This window comes from Streptomyces regalis, from assembly GCF_001509475.1.
Lineage (GTDB): Bacteria > Actinomycetota > Actinomycetes > Streptomycetales > Streptomycetaceae > Streptomyces > Streptomyces regalis.
The window spans coordinates 1-381 of the sequence record NZ_LLZG01000253.1; the positions used below are offsets into that span (position 1 = coordinate 1).

Below are 381 nucleotides of genomic sequence, written 5' to 3' on the forward strand. Positions count from 1 at the left end.
GCATTGAGCTTCTTCGAGTTGGCCATCGCTCAGGTGACGGCCAGTGAAGCGCAACGAGCGAGGCCCCCGGGCTGTTGATCGAGATGTCTGACGTCTCAACCACATTGCTCGGGGGCCTCGTTGGTCATCCATCCTGCCGCACTCGACCTGCCGCATGCGCTCGTGGAGTGGGTCACATGCTGATCGTGACCCGTGAGGGCGACCGCCGATTCAAGCTGCGCCCGTCTCAGCGCGCGATGGTGGCACTGGTGTACCTGCGTGAACACACTACTCTGGCGAAGATCGCCGCCGGGTTCGGGATCAGCGAGTCCACCGCCCACGCCTACACCAGTGCGGTCGTCCACCTGCTCGCCGAACGAGCACCGGGTCTGCTCAAGGTTC

Annotated in this window: 1 pseudogene; it reads left to right on the top strand. The window is 64.0% G+C overall.

Going from position 1 to position 381, the window contains the following annotated elements:
* Window positions 1-120: 120 nt before the first annotated feature.
* Window positions 121-381: pseudogene (locus ADL12_RS24780) on the top strand (helix-turn-helix domain-containing protein); the annotation flags it as partial.